This window comes from Romboutsia sp., from assembly GCF_035470145.1.
GTDB lineage: Bacteria > Bacillota > Clostridia > Peptostreptococcales > Peptostreptococcaceae > Romboutsia_D.
On sequence record NZ_DATIRC010000181.1, the window covers coordinates 1 to 21807 of the forward strand.

Here is a 21807-nt window from a genome sequence, read left to right on the forward strand (position 1 = left end):
AACATTTCTTTAGGTTGAGCCTTAGTAGCCGGTAAAAATCTAGTACCTAAACCTGCAGCAGGTATTACTGCCTTTTTTACTTTCCTTTGCATAAAATTAATCCTCCACTCTACATGATAAAAAAGTCTTTTAAATTCTATAGATAGACTTTTTGAAACTCATATATATCTTTTATGTTTATTAATAACTTAAAATTGAATATAACTTTATATATGCTACAAGAAAAAAGTCCTATTAAATAGGACTTTTGATATATATTTTAATACTACTATATTACGCTTGTCATGTAAATTATTTTGATATAGTCTTTTCTAATTCTTTTACCAATGAGTCGAATTTTTTTATCGTCTCTTCTATAGGTTTAGTTGTAGTTAAGTTCACACCTGCATCTTTAAGTAGATTGGTAGGGTAATCTGTACTTCCTTCCTTAAGAAAATTTATATATCTATCAGGACCATTCGTTAATATATCTTGTGCAAAGCTAACTCCTGCACTACATCCAGTTGCATATTTATAAACATAAAAGCTATTATAAAAGTGAGGTATTCTTGACCATCCCACTTTAGATAATTGGTCTACTTCATAATCATTTCCATAATATTTCTTTAAAAGTTGTCCCCATACATCATCTAATACTAATGCATTTACATTATTACCACTCTCAACCATTTCATGTATAGTCTTTTCAAACTCTGCATACATAGTTTGAATATATAATGTATCTTTAATTAAATCTAAATATTGAGTTATATAATACGCCTTTTCTTTACTATTAGGATTATTTTTTATAAGAACCTCATACAATAATGCTTCATTAGTAATAGATGAAACTTCATGAGTAAAGATTGATGGATTTGAATTAAAATAATTTTGATTCTTTGCACTCATATATTCATATGCCGCATGTCCTAATTCATGAGCTAACGTTGATACCGAACCTAATGTATTATTGTAGTTTGTTAAAATATATGGGTGCCCATCATAAACAGATAAACAATATGCTCCACTTACTTTATTATCATTGGAATAAACATCAACCCATCTTTCATTAAATGCTTTATAAATTATGTCTCCATATTCTTTTCCAAGAGGAGATAACGCTGAGTATATTATTCCTTGACCTTTATCATAAGTAATGTCATTGTCCACTGGTTCTACTATTGGTACAAACATATCATAATAATGTACTTTATCTAGATTTAAAACTTTCTTTCTTAAACTTACATATTTGTGTAGACTATCCCTGTTTTTACTTACAGTTTCTATTAATTTATCATATACTTTAGTATCTATGTCATCAGATTGTAAATACATATCTAAAGATGATTTATAACCTCTTTCTGTCGAGTAAAAAACATTCTTTTTTACTTGTCCAACTAATAATCCTGCTAACGTATTTATATTGTCATTATAAGATATAAATTCATTTTGATATGCAATCTTTCTTTCCTTTCTATCTCCACATTCTAAAGCTGTTACATATTGAGATGGATTTAAATTAGTTTTTTTGTCCATATTTCTAAAAAGTTCATATACTTGTCCTGGTAAAGAAGCTATAGGTGATATATTGGCAATCAAATCTTCTGATTTATCATCTAAGTAATGTTTCTTAGACCTCCTAATATCTCCTAAGTACATTCCATATTTTTTCTTTATTTTATTATTAGATACTATTTCCTTATATTCTTTATCCGATAACTTAAGTATCTCTAACTCTAAATCAGAACATATTTTCATATAATCTCTATAAACTTTGTCCATATTCTCATTCATATCTAAATATTTATATGAATTTTTATTAGTATCTTGTTTTAATTTTGCATAAGCATAAAGCTTATTCATTCTTATATCTAGTTTTTCTTTTATATCTAAAGCAAATGATAAATGAGTTTTAGATTTAGTTACTTTCCCTATATAATTTTTAAGTTCTTTACTATCCTTGTTAAAGTCTTTTAACTCCTTTTGCCAGTGTTTCTCACTTTTATATAACGATTGCAAATTCCAAGAAGTTTTACTGTAGTCAATTTTTGGTTTTTTATTTGCTTTTTCTTGCGGATTTTCATTTTCTTTATCATTATTTACTGCAATAATATTAGTTGCTTTTATTAAATCTTGCCCATAAACTTCTTCGTTCATCTGAACAGTACTAAAAATAGATATACATAAAGGTATAATTACTTTGTATAATTTTTTCCCCATAAGAAGCCATCCTTTCAATAAAATCTACTTACATATTAGGATGGCTTTTTTTCTACATATTATTCAACTATTGGTATTAAGACTTTAATTTATAAAAAATACTTATCCACATACTTATGCACATATTCACAGTTATGTTTCCGACAAATATTTAGCTTTTTCAATACATATATAATTTTTTTATTTTTTTATTTTTTTATTTTTTAACATTTTATTAACACTTTTTTATAATTTATCAACAGTTTTTAGCTATTTATTCACCTTTTTTGTTGATAACATACCTTAATTATGAATAAAATAAATATAATCCAAAATTAATCTACATTGTTTTATTTTGTCGAACTTTGGAATTTCAATGTTTATAAGCTTTTTATTTTTCACTTATACGTTATCCACATTATATCAACATTTTATGTATAAATTGTTGATATAATGTTTTCACATTAATATATGCTATTTTATTATATATAAAATCTTTTTTTCTAACTAGAATATACTTTAGTTACTAATACAGTCATATCATCTTCAACAATCCCATCTTGAATTTCCAGTGCTCTATCTAATATTAAATTTGCAATTTTCTTAGGATTTGTAGTGTCTATACTCTTTAAAAAATATATAAGCCAATCATCACCCATATTATTATTTTTACCTGCATCAAGAATACCATCTGATACCATTATTACATAGTCACCATCTTTTATTTTTACAGTCTTTCTATCTAATTTTATATCTGATAATATTCCAACAGGAAGTGATGATGATGAAACCAAATCAATATCATCCTCATACCTTTTTATATAAGTAGAGCATGCCCCCATTTTTATAGTTTCTAATAGTCCTTTCTTCAAATCTATAATCCCCAAATCTAATGTTGAAAACATCTCATCCGACGATTTCAATAAAAGCATATTGTTTATAGTATTTACAATTATCTCATCTTCAATTTTTGCATCCATCATTTTTTCTAGTATATCTATAGTTATAGATGATTCCTCATAAGCTTTTTTTCCTTTTCCCATTCCATCACTTATAGCAATCATATACTTACTATCATTAATATCCATATGAGTATAATTATCTCCACATAGAATATGACCATCCTTAGACATACATGCAACATCTGTTATAACCTTATACTTTTGGCTTTTACTAAGAGTTATCTGACATCGTTTCCCTAGAGAACGACATCCTATTTTTTGAACTGATAAGTTTTCTTCTATAAAATCAGATACAACATCTATTAACTTATCTTCACACATGCAACCATTATTGCATGTTTTCTTTTCTATTTTTATTTCAAAATCATCGTTACCTTTTGTTATATAATTGACTTTATCCACTGATATGCTATTTCGTTCTAGTTGATCATATATATTTTTTTCTTTTTCTAAATCAAGTATTATATTGCTTTCTAAATCTTTTGATAAGCATTCTATTGCCTTAGACATACTTCTTATCTGATTTGCTATTAACCTTCTACTCTCTGAAAATTTCATATTCCAATTATAATCTAGCGCAAATAATTTATAATAATAATTCGATACTTTTATAACAGCTTCTGGTTTTATACATTCCTTTATAAATTCCTCTGAAACATGATTACAAGTTATCTCCCCATTTTCCTCTAATTTTTCTAATATATCATTCATTAAAGTATATGTATGATTAAACTTTAAGTCCCAACAACGTCTTCTCATTCCACAGTCTTTACATTGATCATTGTGTATCATGTCTATAATACTAGCTACGTCTCTTTGGTCAACAACCTTTTCTCTTTCCCTTATCTGATCAAAAGTATCTGCTAAACTGTTATAAGCTTTATTCATATTCATAAGTCTATTATTAGTTAAACTTCTACTTCTCATTATATAGTCATAAACAATTTCATTTGAACTTACATTAATCTTTATTATTTTTTCTACCTTATTAAAAAATTTCTCCGGTAAAACTAATACAATTAAACTCCCTATTAATATATCTCTTAATTGATTTAAATTTGAACCTACCCCAGAAGTATATGCATATAATATCATCCAACTTAATATATATCCTAATATACAAAAATATTTATTAATCTTATTAAATGCACCACTTACAAGACCTGCAAAGGAAAATATACCCATGTAAATAGCTGATGTTACGTTATTAATAATAAACGCTATACTAACTACAACTCCAGATGTTGCTCCCATAGAAGAACCTCCTAAAATAGATGCTATTAAAATTAGCATAGTTGATAAAACTATTCTTATAGATATACCCATAATGGACAAGTCCCCTATACCCATTATGCTAAATGTAACTAACAAACTTATAGATATTGCTTCTTCTATATTAACTGCGATTTTATTATTTGAATTTACTAGTAATCCAATCCCATATGAAAAAACATAAACTGCTATAAACATAATTATTCCTTCCATGCTGGCTATAAGTATGTCATATATATATCTGCTTGATAACAAAGCTTGTCCTATTGATATAGGTAGTACTACTAATGCTCCGATTAAAGATATTTTCCATATAGAATCTATCTTTTTTACCTTTTTGTTAATAAGCATAAAAACAACCAAACATAAAGAATACTTAAGCATGTACGGCATGCTATTTGTAGATAAAAATACACCTATCAATGTAGACATAAATACAGGTATTCTATATCGCTCTATCTTGGATATGTATAAGAAAAATGCTATACCTAATGGAGCTATAGATCCAATTAATATAGATCTACTTAGTAAGAATCCAATTATAGAAAACATTAGTGTATTAAAATCAATATATTTACTTATATTTATATAATTTATATTTATATTTTTACCCTTTACACTTACTACATTTTTATCCATGAAAATCCCCCTCTTTTGTTTATAATGAGATTATAACAAAGAGGGGGATTTTTTTTTGTCAAAATCAGTTTTTATAACTTTAAAATATTAAGACATTTTTTTTGCCTTTTGACACATTAAGCCTTCCAAATTATCGTATTCGCTTACGACTATATCTTCTATTTCTAGCTTTTCCATTATTATATCCAATATTTTTACACCAGCAGTTATGATATCCGCTCTTTTAGGCTGTAGCCCTTTTAAGCGCTTTTTATCACTTAATGTCATGTTTTTTAAACTTTGTAGAATAGTTTCTATATCTTTTTTGTATATTTTACTATTATGTATTTTTTCCATAGAATAAATTTCTAACTCTTGATTCATTGCTGATAAAGAAGTTATAGTTCCACCTATACCTACAAGCTTTTTTATCCTTTTTTCTTTTATATAATTTAAAGTGTCATTTATTTCATTTTCTATAAATACTGATGTCTCTTTAAATTCATCTTCATTAATAGGATCTGATTTCAAGAATTTTTCAGTCATTCTTAAAGCTCCTACATTTTCACTTTTAACAAACTTTATTCCTTCTTTATCTCCTATAATAAATTCAGTAGAACCCCCTCCTATATCTATGACTAAAATGTCATCATCATTTTCTAATCCTTCTAATACTCCTCTAAATCCTAAATTAGATTCTTCTTCTCCGCTTATTATCTCGACATCTATTCCCACTTCTTGTTTTGCTAACTCTACAAACTCATGCCCATTTGTACTGTCCCTAAGAGCTGAAGTTCCCATACTATAAACATGTTCACAATTCTCTTCTTTACAAATGTTCGAAAATTGCTTGAGGGCCTCTATATTACGTTTTATAGCCTCTTCACTTATATATCCATCTTTATCCACATCTTGTCCAATTCTAGTGGTATTTATAAACTTCCTTCTATGTTCAACTTTACCATCTATATAATCTCCTATTAATAATCTCATAGAATTTGTTCCAATATCTATAGTTCCAATCTTCATCTGTATCTCTCCTATTCTTCAGTTCAAAATCATAAACTTTGATACACAAAAGAAGGTAACTTGGTTACCTTCTCTGTATATCAACATATATTATCTCATCTGGCTTAACCATATTCAAACGATTTCTCGCATCAGTTTCTAAATCTTGAGTATTTCCTATTTTCTTAAGATTTTCTATTTCTTCTTTGGTATTATCTATTTGTTTATTTAGATTTACTATTTCTGACCTATATTGCTTTACCTTTGTTATCTGAAACACAAACCCACTGGCTAAACTGAATACCATAAAAATTAGAAACATACTTATAACTAGAAACTGGCTAGAAAAAATTTTTCTTAAGTTCATCTCATCTACATCCTTTTTTTAATTTTTAGTTTACCTCTAGACTTTCTCTTTACAAACCTTGTAATTACTAAAAACATATTCGGTATATAAAATATAATATCAAATAAAAAGTGTAGTGAGTAGATTATAACGTAATACAAATTGTTTGAAATACTGACTATGTATTTTATCGTTTTTTTGAATAAATTTGTTAAGAAAGAAATAATTTTATTAATTATTGTTAAAATAAATTTACTTATAGTGTTGTAATATAAGATAAAACCAATAAATAAAGCCACAAAATGATAATATCTTAATTCAAAAAATTCTATAGCATTTATTGTTATAAATATTATAATGGTAGTCAAAGACCAAAATAATGCATCAAAAAATAAAGAACAATGTTTTATGATTTTAAAGTTTGCTTTTAATGCCCTATAAACATCAAACAATAAGCCTATAATTATTCCACCATAAATAGTTGCATAAAAATAGATTACATCTTGAGTAAATGGAATCATCTACTTAAATACCTTCTTAAAGAAATTTTCTTGTGGCTTTCTTTCTTTTGAATATACAATAGAATTAATCATACCTTCTATATTTATGATATTTTCATCTAAGCTTAATTTACTCATGTCTAGATTTTCGCCCTCTATTACCATTTCGCCTACACAAGTTCTTACTTCTACTTTTTTATCGTTAAAAGAATAAATATGTTCTACCCCAGAGACAACTAAACTTGACCTATCTTTTAACATTATATTATGTTCCATAATATCCCCCCAGTAAATATTTCTATTAATACTACTATAAATATACTGAGGAATTGTTAATTTTATTCTATTATCTCATACATTTCTTTTGCATCATTTTTTAGTACATGTTCTTTTATTTCATTTATTTTACATCTCATCACTTTTTCACCAAAAGTAATTTCTAAGATATCATCTATATTAACTTCTGATGAAGACTTAGCTGCTTTTCCATTTATAGTAACTATCCCTTTATCACAAGCCTCTTTAGCAACTGTTCTTCTTTTGATTATTCTTGATACTTTTAAAAATTTATCTAGCCTCATCTTCTCATCCTCCTAATACTTTATATAGAAAAAGTGTGGCATATTATCCCACACTTTGTCAATTTAATAATTATCCATTTATTATATCTTTAAGTCCTTTTCCTGCTTTGAAAACTGGAGCTTTAGAAGCTGGTATTTCTATAACTTCTTCTGGGTTTCTTGGGTTTCTACCTTGTCTAGCAGCTCTTTCTCTTGTTTCAAATGTTCCAAATCCAACTAATTGAACTTTTTCCCCATTAACTAATGCTTCCTCTACAGATTTCATGAAAGCGTTTAATGCAGCTTCTGCTTCCTTCTTTGTTAATTCACTCTTTTCTGCCATTCTTGATACTAATTCAGCTTTGTTCACGATACTTACCTCCTAAAATATTTATAAAATAGAATTCTAATTTTCTGTGAAAATTCTAGTTTTTTGCGTAACTTATTTTTATAGTTTATTTGATTTTGCCTTGTTCCAAAGTATATCCTTCTCTTGTAGTGTCATATCTTCAAAATTTCTATCAATATCTATGGCACTTTGTTCCATAAATTCAAATCTATTGACGAACTTTTGATTCGTACAGTTTAAGGCTTCTTCTGGATCTATTTTTAAAAATCTAGCTAAATTTACTATAGAAAATAGTAAATCTCCTAGTTCTTCCTTTATGTATTTTATATTTCCTGCTTTGCATTCGTCAAGTAATTCTTTGTATTCTTCTTCAATTTTTTTCAATACATCCTCTATTTCGTCCCAATCAAAACCTACAAGAGCAGCTTTATGTTGAATCTTTTCTGCTTTTATAAGAGCTGGTAAATACTTTGGTATTCTTTTTAATCCATCTGTTATATTACTTTCACCTTTTTCTTGTTGCTTTAGCTCTTCCCATGTTTTTTCAAATGTAGCCATATCTATATCTGCATTATTGAAAACATGAGGATGTCTATATATAAGTTTTGTACATATTCCATTAACTACTTCTTTTAAATCAAAATATCCCTCTTCTTGACCTATTTGACAGTGGAATATAACTTGTAGGAGGATATCTCCTAACTCTTCTATCATTTCATCTATGTCATCATTATCAACGGCTTGACAAAGCTCATAGGCTTCTTCTATAACGTATTTTTTAAGAGATTTATGCGTTTGTTTTTTATCCCAATCACATCCAGATGGACTTCTTAATGTTTTCATTATGTTTTCCAGGTCATGTACAGTATTATACATGTTTTTAGAACTTTTTGGTATATATAAGCTAGTTAAATAATCAAATAAATTTTCAATTCTATCAAGTTCATGTAATTGTACATATTTCTTACTCTCTAGATTCTTAACACCTGCACCATTTACTATACATACTTCTTGGTCATAATCATAATATTCCATTAGTTTTAGCTTTATATTTGATGCTATAAAATGGTCATATATTTGAGTTATTATCATACTTGTATTTGTATCTATGTATGAATTTTCTACTTCAAAAGCGTCTACTAACTTAAATCCATCAGCAGGATCAATTGCTAGGTAATTAAACATAGCGTCTACAAAGCTCATAGAAGCGACAGTTTCAACTTCTATACCTTTTTCTTTTGCCATTGACTCTATTATGCTTACAGTCCTTTCTGCGACTCTTGGATGTCCTGGAACTGCATATACTAAATCACCCTCTTTAGATAAGTTTATAATGAATTCAGAAATTTTGCTATATACATTTTCAAAATTTTCTTCTTTATCATAAAAATAATCTAGGGAAGTGTATTGTATAGTTTCTTTAAGCTTGTCCACAATCGGATGCTTTTCAGTTCTTAAAAATATTCTTGAATTTGATTGTAGTACTTCTAATGCACCTTGACTAATAAGAGAATAATCTCCTGGGCCAAGTCCTATAATTCTTATCTTACCCATAATATCACTCCTCTTAGTTTATTTCAATTCTTAAGAATTTTATACATATCTTAATGCAAATGAAGGAAATTTACTATTTATAAGTATTTCCTTCATTTGTATATATATTCTCTTTACTATCTCATAAGGTTAAGTTTTTTAAGTAATCTATAGATCTTTTTACCTTTTGGCATAGTTAATATCTCTTCTTTTTTAATTCCACCTATGAATAAAAGTACTAATCCGTAAATTACTGCACCTATTGCTATTGCTAAAACAGTAGCTAATTTGCCACCTAATACTCCTGCTAAAACTCCATAACTCAATTTAACCACTATAAACATTGTTATAACAGTTATTAATGGTTTTATAAAGAATTCTTTAGGTGAGAATTTTATGTTCATAGCCTTTCTTATATAAATTATTTCAATTATGGCTGCAACTAAGTAAGCTGTAACTGTACCAAGTGCAGAACCTAAAACATTTATTGTTGGTATTACTGTTAATGTATAACTTATAACTACTTTAGCTAGCATACCTACACATAATGCTATAACAGGTATCATTGGTTTCCCCATACCTTGTAATATACCATTCATAGTTTGCATTAATCCTAAAAATACAACACAAGGTGTAAGTACAAATAATATTGTCCCTATACTCGCTGGTTCTTTAGGATATAAAAGTTGCATTATTGGAGTTGCAAGTGCAGCCAATCCAAATGCCGCTGGTAAAACCATGAATAAAGTTACTTTTATAGCATTCTTAGTATCTTTTTTAGCTTTAGCCTTATTACCAATTGCATAAGCTTCTGATATAGAAGGTACTAAGCTCATACTCATAGCTATAGTTATAACTGATGGTAAGTTTATTATAGCCATTGCCATACCAGTTAACTGTCCAAACATTGATAATGCTTCACTTGATGTAAATCCTGCTTCTGTAAGTCTTCTAATAACTATTACATTATCTATCATATTTACTAAAGGCATTACAGATGCACCTATTGTTATAGGTATTGCAACTACTAAAAGTTTCTTTAATATTATAATAACAGATTCATCTTTAAAGTGTTGACTAGTTTTTATTTCTGCTTTACGTTGTTTTCTTTCTGTTATATAAATTAGTATTAAATATATTATAGAAGCTACAGCTCCTACAGTAGCACCCATTATAGCTCCTGCTGCTCCTAATTCTGGTCCATATTTGTTCATTAAATAATAAGCTAATCCTAAACCTAATACAACCCTAAAAAACTGTTCACTTATCTGAGATACTGCAATCTTTGCCATTTCTCTTTTACCTTGGAAATATCCTCTATAAGAAGACATCATTGGTACAAACAAAAGTGCCGGTGAAATAGCTATCATCGCATAATATGCACCTGGGTTTTCCATTATATTATTAACTATGTAATTAGCTCCAAAGAAGAATATACAAAATGCTATTAATCCAGTCATAAATAACACTGTATATGATACTTTGAATATTTTATATGATCCCTTGTGGTCCCCAATTGCATTCTTTTCTGAAACTAACTTAGCAAGTGCAGTTGGAAATCCAGCTGTTGCTAAAGTTAAAAATAAAGTATAGACAGGATATGCTGCTTGATAATAACCCATACCTTCTGAACCAATTAAGTTTCCAAGAGGTATCCTAAAAAATGCACCCATTATCTTTACTATTATACCCGCCATCCCAAGTATAAGAGCACCTTTTAAGAATGAATCTTTATTCTTGTTATTATTCATAACTCAACCTCCACTTGATTTATATAACAAACTTTAATATATCATATATTCAATAGTATATTCAATATATTACTAAAAAACTTCAAAAGACCCTAAATATAGGGTCTTGGTTTTAAAATAATTATTGAACTTGTTTTCCTAGGAAGTTAGCTGCTATTTTTAATATCTTTTCTTCTGGGTCTGATATATCTTCCGTTTCTTTTGATACTAATATTATAGATCCTATACAGTCACCAGATGAACTAACTATTGGCATTATTATTTGCTTAGCATATTCCATAGGGTCATCTTTATGTATAGGCAATAATTTACTATCCTTAGCATATTTTATTTCTCTATTTTCTATTAATTGTTCTAATTCATCACTTATACTTTTTTCTTTGTAGTCTTTTTTAGGTAACTTAGAAACTGCTATTATAGAATCTAGATCTGTTACTACCACTCCACATCCTAAGGTTTCTCCTAATGTTTCTGTATATTCTTGTGAGAATTCATTTAATTCTCCTATAGGTGAATATTTTTTAAGAATTACTTCTCCATCTTTAGCTGTGAATATTTCTAAAGGATCTCCTTCTCTAATTCTTAAAGTTTTTCTTATTTCTTTAGGAATAACAACTCTTCCTAAGTCATCTATTCTTCTAACAATTCCTGTCGCTCTCATATATAATTTATCCCTCCATTAGTAACTTTAGGCTTATTTTTACCAATGATAAGAAAAATATACAAAAAAAGCTATGTATTAGTTAACATAGCTTTTTAATATAATTAAATAATTAAAAATTTATAATTTTATTTTCTTTATTACATCTTCATTTTTTTCAACTTTAGCTTCTTTTGAAAGTTTTTTTATTTGCTCTGAAAACTTTTCAGTTAATAAAGTATCTTTTATTGAATCTTTTACCTCTTCATAAGGAGTTTGCTCATCTATTTTATCTGTTACTTTTATTACATGATATCCAAATTGAGACTCTACTATATCAGATATTTCGCCCACTTTTAGATCATATGCTACTGCTTCAAACTCGGGTACCATTTGACCTTTTGCAAAGTATCCTAAGTCTCCACCTTGACTTCCTGAACCTGGATCATCAGAATATTCTTTTGCTAATGCTGCAAATTCTTCTCCAGCTTTAGCTTTTTTAAGTACATCTTCAGCTTTCTTTTTAGCTTCTTTTTTCTTAGCTTCAGAAAGAGGTTTATTGTTTTTATCTACAGTAGATATTAGTATATGAGATGCTTTTACTTCATCTCTATAATAATCTTTTTCATGATCTTCATAATATTTTTTCATTTCTTCATCTGATATCTTTGTTGTTTTATTAAAATTATTTTTATAATTTTGTAAGGCTAAGTCTTGTTCTTGTTGAGTTTTTAAATACTCGTCATCGATCCCTATTTTTTCTAAGCTCTTTTTGTACTCTTGATCAGAATCAATATCTTTCTTTAATTCTTTAAATTTCTTATCTACTTCTGCTTTAGACGGTAATAAATTTTCTTTCTTAGCTTCTTGATACATAACTTCTGCATCTATCATTTGTTGAAGCATTATATCTTTAAATTGGTCTTTATATTTTACTCCCTTTTCTACTTCTGTATCCCATATAGTTGCTCCATACATAGATTCTACTGATTGCTTATATAGCGCTAATGTTTTTTCATAGTAACTTGAAGTTATATTTTTTTCATTTATTGTTGCTACTACTTCTTCGCTTTTTACACTGCTACCACAAGCAGTCATAGATATACCTAATATGATAGATACAACTACTGACATTATCTTTTTCAAAATGTAAACACCCTTTCTTCATTGTTAAGTTATTTTATACTACACATCTTCTCTAGTAGTTCTTCCAATTCTATCACAATATTATACCCTATTTTTTCCTTTGTTTTGTATCTAGTTGTTGGAATTAATAATATTTCATCTTTAAGTTGTCTAATTTTTTGTATCTTTAACTTCTTACATAGAGTCTTTATATATGCTATTTTTAGTAATGATTGAACAGATTTAGGTATATCAGAGAATCTATCTTCTAACTCTTCTTGTACCTCTTGCATATCTTCTTTCGTTTCAATAGAAGCAATTTTTTTGTACATTTCTATCTTAATTAACTCGTCACTTATATAACTATCGGGAATATATGCGTTTACACTTAAATCTATTTCCACATCTACATCTTCAATAATAGATTCTCCCTTAACTTTCTTAATAGCTTCATTTAACATTTTCACATATAAATCATATCCTATAATAGCCATATGACCATGTTGTTGAGAACCAAGTATATTACCTGCACCCCTTATTTCGAGATCTCTCATAGCTATCTTAAATCCTGAACCAAATTCAGTAAACTCTCTTATAGCCTTTAATCTCTTTTCAGCTATTTCACTAAGAACTTTATCTTTTTCATACATTAAATAAGCATAACCTTGTCTAGAACTTCTTCCTACCCTACCTCTTAACTGATAAAGTTGAGCAAGCCCCATCTTATCTGCATTATACACAATCATAGTATTTGCATTTGAAATATCCATACCAGTTTCTATTATAGTAGTACAAACTAATACATTATATTCTTTGTTTAAGAAACCTAAGATGATGTTTTCAAGAGCTTTAGAAGTCATTCTACCATGCGCTACAGCTACCCTAGCATCTGGTACCAGCCTCTTTATCATACTAGCCATCTCTTCAATATTCTCTACTCTATTATATACAAAGAATACTTGACCACCCCTACCTAACTCTCTTTCAATCTCATCTTGTATAATACTTTCCTTACCTTCTGTAACATAAGTAATGACAGGATGCCTTTCTTGAGGAGGCTCTTCTATAACACTCATATCTCTTATCCCACTTAAAGACATATGCAACGTTCTAGGAATAGGCGTTGCTGATAAAGTAAGAACATCTACAGTTGACTTTATTTTTTTAAGAGATTCCTTGTGTCTAACTCCAAATCTTTGCTCTTCATCTATAACAACCAAACCTAAGTTAGGTAACATTATGTCCTTAGATACAATTCTATGAGTACCTATTAATACATCTACTAAACCTTTTTTGGTATCTTCTATAATTTGTTTTTGTTGTTTAGGAGTTTTAAATCGACTTAATACCTCTACTCTTATTGGGTAGTTTTCAAATCTTTCTTTAAAAGTATTATAATGTTGTTGGGCAAGTATTGTAGTAGGAACTAATACTGCAACTTGCTTTTGATCCATACAAGCCTTAAATACAGCTCTTATAGCTACCTCAGTCTTGCCATATCCAACGTCTCCGCAGATAAGTCTATCCATAACCTTATCTGTTTCCATGTCCTTTTTAGTTTCTTCTATCGCTTTTAACTGATCATCTGTTTCTTGATGAGGGAATAAAGACTCAAATTCTGCTTGCCAAGGAGTATCTTTATCAAACTTGTATCCTTTTACCTTTTCACGCTTAGCATACAGCTCTATAAGCTCTTTAGTCATATCTTCTATTTCTTTTTTAACTTTAGCCTTAGCTCTTGTCCATTCATTAGTACCTAACTTATTTAGCTTGACCTTATCTTCTTCAACACCAATATACTTTTGTACCTTGTCCATTTGGTCTATTGGTACATATAAATTATCTCCACCTTGGTATACTATCTTCATGTAGTCTTTTTTAATAGCATTTACAGTAATTTGTTCAATACCTGTATATCTACCAACTCCACTATTTTCATGTACAACATAGTCACCAACATTTAAATCTAAGAAAGAATCTATCTTCTTACCTTTTTTGGATTTTTTAGACTTAGAAGTAGATATTCTCTTATGAACACCTATCATTTCATTATCAGTTATAACAGCGAACTTTATAGACTTATACTCAAATCCACTGCTTATACGAGCTGGTGTAATTATAATTTGAGAAGATTTTAACTCTATATCTCTATTCTCTGATATAGTAGTCTCTAATTCTAAATCTAATAGCTCTGAGTTTAATTTTTTTGCTCTTTCTAAAGTATTAGTAGCTAAGACTACCTTATAACCGTTATATCTTAATCTATTTAATTCTTCTACAAGAACATCCACCTTCGCATTGAAAGTAGGAATTTCTCTACATTCAAAATTCACTACAGACTTTACATTAAAATCATTTATAGGTTTTGGAAGCAAAGTATTTAAAACTAACTTTTTATCAGATATTATAAATTCTAAGTCACTGTAATGATACAATATCTTACCTTGATTCTTAAGAGCTAATCCTCTTTCAAGATTCAACTTATAATTATCCTTAAACTCATTTATATAATTCTCGCATCTTTCCTTAACTCTACTTATATCATTGACAAATACTACTGCATTATCCTTTAAATATGTGAATAAACTTTTATTTTCATCTGTATACACATAATCAATATAGTTCTCTATGCCTTCAAAATACGTTTTACTAGATATATTGTCTACATTAGCAAGCACATCTTCATTAGTATGATTAGCAATATCTTTTTTAATTCTATCAACAGCTTCATCAGTCTTTTTAGGATATATAAATTCTCTAGATGGAGTTATAGAAAATTCCTTAATCTTATCAATAGATTTTTGTGAGAATACATCAAAAGTTCGTATAGAATCTATTTCATCATCAAATAGCTCCATACGAATCGGATTTGTGTATTCTAGTGAAAATATGTCTATAATTCCCCCTCTAATACTAAACTGACCAAAACCTTCTATCTTAGAAACCCTTTCATAACCTAAAGAAACTAATCTATCGCTTAACTCTTCTAAGTTAACATTATTCCCTATTTTATAGGTAAATATATTTTGTAATAAAACATCCTTAGGAGTGTATTTCTTTAATATAGCTTCAATAGATGTTACTAAAATCATATCCTCGCCTTTAGCTAATTTTAGTAACACCTTTAATTTTTTAGCTTCTTCATTTCTATCCTTTGCATCTAAATGATAAAAGTAGATATCTTGGAATCCTAGATACTCTACTTTATCTTTCATATAAAAACTTAAATCATCATATACCTTTTTAGCTTCCAAATCACTACTGGCTATAAAGACAATCTGTCTAGATAAATCCCTGAATATAGAATAGGCAACATGAGGTTTTTGCACTGGCAAAAGGCCATTAACTAGTAATGAGCCTTTATTATTTTTTATGCAATTTATTACATCTTTATATTCTTTTGAATTTTGCAAAGGGTATACAAAAACATCATTCATATATAAATCCCCTCTCACTATCCGTTATATTTGTTCATAGATATATCGATATTTTCTCTTATAATACAATCTACTGCACGATATGCTTTTTCAAGTCCACTTTCTAAATCTATAGCTTCTTCTTTTCTAAATCTTGAAAGAACGAAATCAGCTAAATCTTGTCCTGGCATTGGCTTAGATACACCAACTCTTATTCTTGGAAAATCTGTAGAACCTAAACACTTTGTAATAGACCTCATTCCATTATGAGTTCCGCCACTTCCTTTTTTTCTGATTCTTATCTTTCCAACATCTAAGTCGATATCATCGTACACTACTATTATATTGCTCAAATCTACTTTATAGTATTTATATATATCTATTAAAGTTTCCCCACTTAAATTCATATATGTTTGTGGTTTAACTAATAAAACTTTTTCAGAACCGATTCTACCTTCTCCAATTAAAGCCTTATGTTTTATCTTCGTCACAGATATGCCATATTCCTTTGCAAGAATGTCTATAACATCAAATCCTACATTGTGTCTTGTTTTATCATATTGTTTTCCTGGATTTCCCAACCCTACTACTACGTACATTTGCATCTCCTCCTTTAATGTTTTATTATGTCAAAATATATTTTTAATATATCATAATTTGTTAATATTATTGTTATTGTAGCTAATGATATAAATGGCGCAAATGGTATTTTTTTTATTTTATCACTTTTTGTTAAAAGTATATATACACAGTATACAGATGCTAGTGCAAAAGATAATGCTATTAGGTATATTGCATAGTTATGACCTAACGCAAAACAACATAAGCTATATACGCCTATGTCACCTTTTCCTAGCCCTTTTGTTATAATTACTAGTATGTATGGTATTACAAATCCTATTATTAATGCTAATAAGTGACTTGTTGTGTTTGTTTCTGTATTTATTGTGATTAGAAAAATCGCACCTTGAATTATTATACCATTAAGTACTGTTATATCATATATGTATGTAGTGTGATAGTCTATTATTGAGATAATTATTATAAATGGCATTAGTGATAAGTATTTTATACTTTCTATACTTAGTCCATATTTATAATAAATCAAGGTCATTGATGATATTATTGTTAGGTAAATTACTATTGTATTTGTTTTATTTTTATTTACTTCATCACATATTTTGTATAATTTCTTATTGCATATGTGAGATATTATTAGTGAGATTATTAGTATATAAATCATATGGTTATATACAATAGTAGGGTTAATTTAATTATTGACCCTTCATTGTATATTTAATCATTAAAACATTGCCATATACCAATTGATTATATTTGTTCCACATAGAACAGTAATTACTGCTCCAGCCGATATAAGCGGTCCATAGGGTATCATTGAATTATATTCCTGTTTTTTTATCTTACTATATATTATAGTTATTATTCCGTATATAGCTCCTACATATATACTTAAAAGGATTGTTAATAATCCACCTTTAATTCCTAAAAATAGCCCTATCATTGCGAAGAGCTTTATATCTCCTCCGCCCATGACTTCTTTTTTTACTATAAATTCTATTAGGTATATTAAAAGTAACATACCTCCACCACATATTAGACCGCCTAGTAAACTGTCTTTTATTCCTATTCCTTTATCTAGTATATTGAATATTAATGTAAAAACCGAACCGAATACTATTAATCCGTCTGGTATTATGTAGTGGTCTATGTCTATAAAAGTTATTATTATAAGTAGCGATATTAGTAATAAATAATATAATGTTATAACATTCATTCCATATACGTTATATAGTAATACGAATAGTATTCCTGTTAATAACTCTACTAGTGCATATCTTGGTGATATATTTTGTCCACAGTATCTACATTTTGCTCTTAATAACGTCCAACTTAGTATTGGTACTAAGTCTAATGGTTTTAGTCTGGTATTACAGTTGTAGCAGTGCGATGGTGGATTTGATATTGATTTTTTTTGTGGTATTCGGAAGATACACACGTTGAAGAAACTTCCAAAAGTTATTCCCATTATGAATGACATTATTTTAAAATACATATTCATTTTTTTCTCCAAACTAATATTTTATCAGTATACTTATGTTTATAAGTCTATGTAAATATTTCTAAAAATTAATTTATTCAGTATTTATGGAAGTTCCATATACAATAATAGCATAACCTTGATTTATAGAATTAGGATTTCCTTGGTCTATAACAAGATTTCCTATAAGATCTATTTCTTGTACCTTACTTCCATTTTTCAATATAATTTCAAAGTTATACCACTTACCTTCTTCTCCACCCTCCAATATGATTTCATTTTTAGTTATATCTGTTCCATTATAATTTATGCTATCTATTTGATTAGATGTTATTCTAAGATCTTTAACTATAGCTCTTTGACTTATATATATACTTATTTTATTGACTTCTATACTATTTTGCTGAGTAGAAACCCATGAACACTTATCAGATGGATGTTTGTTTTCTTCATGATTGCCACAATCAGTATGAGCATATTCATTACCTTTATTAAAAGGGCGTAACTCACTCTTTATATCATAATAAGTTTTTTCTCCTAAATCATTTCTCTGAGTTCCATAGTCATCAATATCTTTTATCCATGTATATAAATTATTGGTTGTTTTCTTTTTTGCATTAGCTGCCCAAAAACCAACATATGAATATTCTTTAAATCCTGGCGGATTTATTGTTTCTTTATCAGGAGGAATTAATTCTTCTTTTTCATCCTCTATCGTTTCATCTAAATATCTAGATGTTACTTCAAATTTATAGGTATTATTTTTATATTTATCTGTTTTATATCCCATCGTTACTTCATATGGATCAATTCCATTAATCATAAAAGGATATTTAATTAAATCACCTTCTTTTTCTAATCTAGATTTACTTATAAATTCTATTTTAGGTTCATTTATGACTTCTCTATAAATAGAGTATCTATCATTTTCTATTTTAACAATATAGGTACTATCGTACTGTTTATTTTTTATATCTATTATATACCTATATTCTATTTTATTTTTGCCCTGATCCATTATTTTTTTCAATGATTTTTCGAAAAAGTCTTTTTCTTTATTCACATTCTCATACTTTACATTTGAATCAGTATTGTCTTCTAATATTATCGACTGAGATTGCTCTAAATCTTTTGTAATGTACGTATTCATATCATTCATAGTCAATTGACCTTTATTTATAATCCCTTGAATTTTAACTGATTGTGTAGATTTATCTATTATTTTATATCCTATAAAAATAATCGTAGTGAACATAACTATTGCAATCAATAATTCTAATAGTGTAAATCCCCTACTATTTCTCTTAATCACATGAATTCCTCCCTAAAATACCAACTAATAGTTCATTCCACCTATACATCTAGATGTATACTCATAATCGGAACATCTACTTAATACGCTTTCTTTAGATATTCTTCGTTGTCTATATAAATTAACAAGCTCTTGATCCATTGATTGCATTCCTAGTTTAGAATTTGTTTGTATTATATTTTGTATTTGATATGTCTTGTTTTCCCTTATTAAATTTCGTATAGCTGGGGTTGCCACCATAACTTCAAGAGCGGCTACTCTGTTTCTTCCATCTATTGTTTGTATTAATTGCTGAGAAACAATACCTTCACACACTGTAGATAATTGTGTTCTTATTTGCTGCTGTTGTTCAGCTGGAAACATATCTACTATTCTATCTATAGTCTTAGCTGAACCTACTGTATGTAGAGTTGAAAAAACTAAGTGACCTGTTTCTGCTGCTGTAAGTGCTATTGAAACTGTTTCAGGATCTCTCATCTCTCCTACTAAAATAACATCTGGGTCTTGACGTAGTGCTGCTCTTAATGCTGAATGGAAACTATCTGTATCGTTTCCAACTTCTCTTTGATTTACTATACCTTTTTTATGGTGATGAACGTATTCTATTGGGTCTTCTAATGTTATTATGTGTCTTTCTTGTGTAGAGTTTATTATATCTACTAAACTTGCTAAAGTTGTGCTCTTTCCACTTCCTGTTGGTCCAGTTACAAGAACTAATCCTTTGTGCTTTTCTGCAAATCTAGCAATAACATCTGGTAGACCTAATGTTTTAAATGATGGTATTTGTGATGTTATTGTTCTTATTGCTACTGCATAATTTCCTCTTTGCTTATATGCATTTACTCTAAATCTATCTCCACTTGGAAGAGATATTGATAAATCTACTTCCCCATGTTCTTCTAATCTTTTGAAATTTTTAGGTCCAGTTATTTCCCTGGCCATATTTTCTGTATCTTGTGGTGATAAATTTATTTCTCTCAGCTTTACAAAACTTCCTTTTATTCTTGCTATTGGAGGGCTATCTATTGTAATATGGACATCTGATGCTCCAAGTTCTACTGCTATTTCTAACAATGAAAATATATTCATTTATATTCTCCTCACTATCTTTTATCTATTTTAACATCTTACTTCTTAACTTCATTCCTACTTAATATAGTAGTTTCTAATTTCGTATTTTTCTTACTAAGATACTTATCTTTTAACTTAACATCAATTTTTACATCTACTAAATACATATCTTTTAAATATATATCCTCAACTTCTTTGTTTTTATTTAAATTCATTATAATTTGATAATCTTTTCCTTCATAATTTTTGGAGTACTCAATCGTTTTTATCGTATCTTCAATTTCATCTAACTTAATACTTTGACCATCTATATTAATTGTTTTTTTATTACTTAGATTTTTAAGTTGACTTCTAACATTTTCTATTTCACTTTGTGCTATATTTAGAGCTTTTATATCTCTATCATTTTTAGTATTCATCCTAATAGTGCTATCTATAATTCTAAAAAATGATAATAATAAAATAGTTATAATAGCAAGAGATACCAAAAGTTCTAATAATGTAAATCCTTTATTATTTTTATATTTCAATTCATCATCTCCATAAACCTATTATTTTTTATTCCATTTAATAACATCATAATTTACATTATAATCAGTATTATACCTTTGTTCTGTGAAACTTACTGGCGATATTTGAGACTTTTTTGTTATATTTGATATCTTTATTAAAAATTCAGCTTCTATAACATATCCTTCTATAGATTCATTTATAATTAAGTTAAACTCAGTCTTTTCATTTTTGTTTACAGATATTGTTTTATTTTTTTTAGTTATTGTATCATAATACTGAATTTCATAGTGGTCTAATACCCATTTATCTGATGTAGATTTATTCTCTATCGCTTCAACATCTATACTTTCTATAACTTTCGCTAAATAAGTTTCTATTTTGGCTTCTACTTTATATTTATTAGCCATTTTATTGCTATTTCTTATTGTAGATTTTATCTGATTTCCTATTTGAGTAGTAAATAAAAGAATAACCATAGTAATTAGTATCATAGCAAATATGGCTAATAACATAGCTGAACCTTTATTATTTCTCAACTTTTTCAACACCCCACCAACCTCCTTACAAACAAATTGCACCTTAACCAAAATCGTA

General features: G+C 28.0%; 20 protein-coding genes and 1 pseudogene. All 21 read right to left on the reverse strand.

Annotated elements, in window-relative coordinates; all coding sequences use genetic code 11:
• Positions 1–92: pseudogene (locus VLM92_RS17330) on the reverse strand (UTP--glucose-1-phosphate uridylyltransferase); the annotation flags it as partial.
• Between the two features lie 199 nt (positions 93–291).
• The gene (gene pepF / locus VLM92_RS07435) at positions 292–2199 is read right to left on the reverse strand and encodes an oligoendopeptidase F (RefSeq protein ID WP_325275703.1); all 1908 of its coding nucleotides are present in this window, start codon (positions 2197–2199) and stop codon (positions 292–294) included.
• A gap of 482 nt (positions 2200–2681) precedes the next feature.
• Positions 2682–5051 carry a stage II sporulation protein E gene (spoIIE, locus tag VLM92_RS07440; RefSeq protein ID WP_325275704.1) on the reverse strand — a complete coding sequence of 790 codons (2370 nt, stop codon included), beginning with the start codon at positions 5049–5051 and terminating at the stop codon, positions 2682–2684.
• Between the two features lie 87 nt (positions 5052–5138).
• Positions 5139–6059: a Ppx/GppA phosphatase family protein gene (locus VLM92_RS07445; protein ID WP_325275705.1), complete on the reverse strand. Its 921-nt coding sequence runs from the start codon at positions 6057–6059 to the stop codon at positions 5139–5141.
• Positions 6060–6123: 64 nt separating this feature from the next.
• Entirely contained in the window at positions 6124–6405 is a 282-nt protein-coding gene (locus VLM92_RS07450) for a septum formation initiator family protein (protein ID WP_325275706.1), read from the reverse strand.
• A gap of 5 nt (positions 6406–6410) precedes the next feature.
• A complete protein-coding gene (gene yabQ, locus VLM92_RS17335; RefSeq protein ID WP_325275707.1) occupies positions 6411–6905 on the reverse strand; it encodes a spore cortex biosynthesis protein YabQ in 495 nt (164 codons plus the stop codon).
• Complete coding sequence (locus tag VLM92_RS07460; RefSeq protein WP_325275708.1) at positions 6906–7160, reverse strand: YabP/YqfC family sporulation protein; 255 nt, start codon at positions 7158–7160, stop codon at positions 6906–6908.
• A 62-nt stretch (positions 7161–7222) separates the two neighbouring features.
• Complete coding sequence (locus tag VLM92_RS07465; protein WP_325275709.1) at positions 7223–7465, reverse strand: RNA-binding S4 domain-containing protein; 243 nt, start codon at positions 7463–7465, stop codon at positions 7223–7225.
• 70 nt (positions 7466–7535) lie between these two features.
• Positions 7536–7814 (reverse strand): HU family DNA-binding protein, encoded by a 279-nt coding sequence (locus VLM92_RS07470; protein WP_325275710.1) that lies wholly within the window; start codon positions 7812–7814, stop codon positions 7536–7538.
• Positions 7815–7892: 78 nt separating this feature from the next.
• Positions 7893–9347 (reverse strand): nucleoside triphosphate pyrophosphohydrolase, encoded by a 1455-nt coding sequence (mazG, locus tag VLM92_RS07475; RefSeq protein WP_325275711.1) that lies wholly within the window; start codon positions 9345–9347, stop codon positions 7893–7895.
• Positions 9348–9463: 116 nt separating this feature from the next.
• Positions 9464–11077 (reverse strand): polysaccharide biosynthesis protein, encoded by a 1614-nt coding sequence (locus VLM92_RS07480; protein WP_325275712.1) that lies wholly within the window; start codon positions 11075–11077, stop codon positions 9464–9466.
• A 121-nt stretch (positions 11078–11198) separates the two neighbouring features.
• Positions 11199–11738 (reverse strand): stage V sporulation T C-terminal domain-containing protein, encoded by a 540-nt coding sequence (locus VLM92_RS07485; RefSeq protein ID WP_325275713.1) that lies wholly within the window; start codon positions 11736–11738, stop codon positions 11199–11201.
• Between the two features lie 120 nt (positions 11739–11858).
• Positions 11859–12863 (reverse strand): peptidylprolyl isomerase, encoded by a 1005-nt coding sequence (locus VLM92_RS07490; protein WP_325275714.1) that lies wholly within the window; start codon positions 12861–12863, stop codon positions 11859–11861.
• Between the two features lie 29 nt (positions 12864–12892).
• Complete coding sequence (gene mfd / locus VLM92_RS07495) at positions 12893–16279, reverse strand: transcription-repair coupling factor (protein ID WP_325275715.1); 3387 nt, start codon at positions 16277–16279, stop codon at positions 12893–12895.
• A gap of 17 nt (positions 16280–16296) precedes the next feature.
• A complete protein-coding gene (gene pth, locus VLM92_RS07500; protein ID WP_325275716.1) occupies positions 16297–16857 on the reverse strand; it encodes an aminoacyl-tRNA hydrolase in 561 nt (186 codons plus the stop codon).
• A gap of 14 nt (positions 16858–16871) precedes the next feature.
• Positions 16872–17501, reverse strand: a complete 630-nt coding sequence (locus VLM92_RS07505; protein WP_325275717.1) for a prepilin peptidase — start codon at positions 17499–17501, stop codon at positions 16872–16874.
• Between the two features lie 60 nt (positions 17502–17561).
• Positions 17562–18338 (reverse strand): prepilin peptidase, encoded by a 777-nt coding sequence (locus tag VLM92_RS07510; protein ID WP_325275718.1) that lies wholly within the window; start codon positions 18336–18338, stop codon positions 17562–17564.
• A gap of 73 nt (positions 18339–18411) precedes the next feature.
• Complete coding sequence (locus tag VLM92_RS07515; protein ID WP_325275719.1) at positions 18412–19629, reverse strand: PulJ/GspJ family protein; 1218 nt, start codon at positions 19627–19629, stop codon at positions 18412–18414.
• 24 nt (positions 19630–19653) lie between these two features.
• Entirely contained in the window at positions 19654–20718 is a 1065-nt protein-coding gene (locus tag VLM92_RS07520; RefSeq protein WP_325275720.1) for a type IV pilus twitching motility protein PilT, read from the reverse strand.
• A 38-nt stretch (positions 20719–20756) separates the two neighbouring features.
• Positions 20757–21230 carry a type IV pilus modification PilV family protein gene (locus VLM92_RS07525; protein WP_325275721.1) on the reverse strand — a complete coding sequence of 158 codons (474 nt, stop codon included), beginning with the start codon at positions 21228–21230 and terminating at the stop codon, positions 20757–20759.
• 21 nt (positions 21231–21251) lie between these two features.
• On the reverse strand, positions 21252–21761 hold the full coding sequence (locus VLM92_RS07530) for a hypothetical protein (RefSeq protein ID WP_325275722.1): 510 nt from the start codon (positions 21759–21761) through the stop codon (positions 21252–21254).
• Between the last annotated feature and the right edge of the window lie 46 nt (positions 21762–21807).

What these genes read in the sequence shown, in the direction of transcription:
- pepF (WP_325275703.1), bottom strand. Translation starts at nt 2,199, where the DNA reads ATGGGGAAAAAATTATACAAAGTAATTATACCTTTATGTATATCTATT.
- spoIIE (WP_325275704.1), bottom strand. Translation starts at nt 5,051, where the DNA reads ATGGATAAAAATGTAGTAAGTGTAAAGGGTAAAAATATAAATATAAAT.
- VLM92_RS07445 (WP_325275705.1), bottom strand. Translation starts at nt 6,059, where the DNA reads ATGAAGATTGGAACTATAGATATTGGAACAAATTCTATGAGATTATTA.
- VLM92_RS07450 (WP_325275706.1), bottom strand. Translation starts at nt 6,405, where the DNA reads ATGAACTTAAGAAAAATTTTTTCTAGCCAGTTTCTAGTTATAAGTATG.
- yabQ (WP_325275707.1), bottom strand. Translation starts at nt 6,905, where the DNA reads ATGATTCCATTTACTCAAGATGTAATCTATTTTTATGCAACTATTTAT.
- VLM92_RS07460 (WP_325275708.1), bottom strand. Translation starts at nt 7,160, where the DNA reads ATGGAACATAATATAATGTTAAAAGATAGGTCAAGTTTAGTTGTCTCT.
- VLM92_RS07465 (WP_325275709.1), bottom strand. Translation starts at nt 7,465, where the DNA reads ATGAGGCTAGATAAATTTTTAAAAGTATCAAGAATAATCAAAAGAAGA.
- mazG (WP_325275711.1), bottom strand. Translation starts at nt 9,347, where the DNA reads ATGGGTAAGATAAGAATTATAGGACTTGGCCCAGGAGATTATTCTCTT.
- VLM92_RS07480 (WP_325275712.1), bottom strand. Translation starts at nt 11,077, where the DNA reads ATGAATAATAACAAGAATAAAGATTCATTCTTAAAAGGTGCTCTTATA.
- VLM92_RS07485 (WP_325275713.1), bottom strand. Translation starts at nt 11,738, where the DNA reads ATGAGAGCGACAGGAATTGTTAGAAGAATAGATGACTTAGGAAGAGTT.
- mfd (WP_325275715.1), bottom strand. Translation starts at nt 16,279, where the DNA reads ATGAATGATGTTTTTGTATACCCTTTGCAAAATTCAAAAGAATATAAA.
- pth (WP_325275716.1), bottom strand. Translation starts at nt 16,857, where the DNA reads ATGTACGTAGTAGTAGGGTTGGGAAATCCAGGAAAACAATATGATAAA.
- VLM92_RS07505 (WP_325275717.1), bottom strand. Translation starts at nt 17,501, where the DNA reads ATGATTTATATACTAATAATCTCACTAATAATATCTCACATATGCAAT.
- VLM92_RS07510 (WP_325275718.1), bottom strand. Translation starts at nt 18,338, where the DNA reads ATGAATATGTATTTTAAAATAATGTCATTCATAATGGGAATAACTTTT.
- VLM92_RS07520 (WP_325275720.1), bottom strand. Translation starts at nt 20,718, where the DNA reads ATGAATATATTTTCATTGTTAGAAATAGCAGTAGAACTTGGAGCATCA.